This is a genomic window from Ruegeria sp. TASC047, from assembly GCF_059612445.1.
In genome coordinates this window covers 1-2,015 of the sequence record NZ_JBXWQP010000022.1, presented here as the reverse complement: position 1 = coordinate 2,015, position 2,015 = coordinate 1, and the positions used below count along the sequence as shown (strand labels likewise).

Sequence of the window (2,015 nt, the reverse complement as noted above, 5' to 3'; positions counted from 1 at the left end):
CGGTCTCTTGTTTGCCATTCGTGGTCCTCCGTTTCCTAAACATAACGGTGGACCAGTTCAGTTGGGGAGGCTCAAACGCGAGCCCCAGGAAAACAAGCGTTAGGGCGAAAGTCGCGCCCCAGATGCCGAACCGCTCAATGTCGCCAATACGGTGCATTGGCCCGCCTCCAAGTATGATACATCAATGGTACTGGTGTTTTGACGATGATTACAACAGCCGCAGCCTACAAGCTTTCGCGACGGATACCTATGTCGCTCAGTCGCCTTCCGAGATTACGAGGGCAACAGCAGACCGGCGGCGCCTATTCCTCTAGACGAAGGATCAATGACAGCGTTCGCAAGTTGTTAGCGAGCCGCTCTGAAACATACTCCAGCGCATACGTCTGAAATTTCAAGGCTAAGTCACGTTCTTCGGCTTTCATGCGCTCGAACGAGACATCTGTCAAAACGTGCGCACATACGTCTGTGTCCGCTATGCCGGTCGCAAGAGTGCCCACATCTCCTTCCCTGAAGAAACTAGCTACGCCAAAAATCGAGCCCGAACCAGCGCTTCGTATTCTATGCTTCTCTCCGTCTGGCTCGGTGAGATACACGGAAATTGCGCCCTCCTCGATGAAGTACAACCTGCGAGGCTCCGTGCCGGGCTCCGCAACTACCTCGCCCTGCGAAAACGCAACTCTTGTCAAATATTCTTGGAACTTCGTGGCCTCGGCTTCGGTCTGGAAAATTGAATTTAGCCGGCCACCTATTGGAAGTGCCCTTGGGCTTGGGTCAAAACCAGCAGTCCTAAGAAGAAAGTCTTCACACCATTCCAGAGCACTGTCCGCATCTTCAAAGATCGGCTCAATAACTGCATCTCCATCCAGGAACTCTTCTTCATGCAACTGTCGGTCGATTTCCTCGGAAACATGAGCCAGTGCCAACTGAGTCCCGACTTCTAGCGCTTTCTTCTTTATCTTAACAAGGCCGTGAACAGCAGAAGTATCCAAACCTGATACCTGCTGAAAATCCAATATTATGAACTCTGGTACTCGTAATGTCTTAGAGAGGGCCTCAGCCACTTCCTCATACAGCTTGATAGAGGATGCAAAGAAAATAAATCCGTGAAGCTTTAGATATAGTATTTTTTCGCCTTCAACACTTAGGGCCTTTCGTTGCTCATCCGGGCGATCGACATTACTTGAAATATTACTTCCCGTTATCGCCAAACGAACAACATTGATTTTGCTGTAGCTAGTAACAAAAAGCGCTACGGCTGCGGCCACTCCGATCGCAACACCCTCCAGAAACCCGATAAACTCTACGACAAAAAGGATCGCAAAAATTATCGCAATATCACCGCGCCGTAGGTTGGACCAGCTTTTGACAACCCAGTCATAAAGGAAGCCCAGTCCAATGAACATTACCAAGCCGCCAAGCACAAATTTTGGGAATACAGACAGAGCACCGGCTCCCACTGTCATCGTAAGAAGGCAGAAAACCGCGACTACGACCCCAACGAGCCGACTGTCTCCACGCATGCGACGGCCAAGAGTGGAGAGGCTTACGTAATGATACCCGACAAGGCTTCCACCGGGCGCAGCAAGAAGGTTTGCGAGCCCGGCCAAGCGCATCTCGTGATGGACGTCTATGTCGCGGTTAAAGGCAGATTCGAGAGCTGTAAGATTCAGAAGAACAGAGATGAGCGCGATCGAAAGGATGGTAGCCAGGCCGGTGAATTCTGTCACAAACAATGTCCAGTCGGCTGCTAGGAAGGTGGAAAGAGGTACAGGCTGCCACAATGTGCCGTCCCCAAATGGTTGCAGCAACCAGCCTTGGCTAATGGCTTCTTGACTTGAAGTACCGCTAAGAAACAGAGCCATATGGAAGAATGCCACTGCGCCTATGATGAGCCCTGGCATTATGAAGACATTGGAGTACCGAAGAGACACGAATAGCTGTCCGTCGTCAGGGATTTTGGGACAGATGGCGCTCTGATCTAAGAGAGGATGTGGCTCATCTGGTTGGATTGATTA

1 protein-coding gene is annotated in these 2,015 nt (G+C 50.8%); it reads right to left on the bottom strand.

Features of this window, described 5'->3' with window-relative positions:
- Positions 1 to 302 precede the first annotated feature (302 nt).
- A complete protein-coding gene (locus AC2FLO_RS05580; protein ID WP_496755282.1) occupies positions 303 to 1,862 on the bottom strand; it encodes a cyclic nucleotide-binding domain-containing protein in 1,560 nt (519 codons plus the stop codon).
- Positions 1,863 to 2,015 lie beyond the last annotated feature (153 nt).

Coding starts and splice junctions, on each gene's coding strand:
- AC2FLO_RS05580 (WP_496755282.1), bottom strand. CDS start 1,862: ATGGCTCTGTTTCTTAGCGGTACTTCAAGTCAAGAAGCCATTAGCCAA.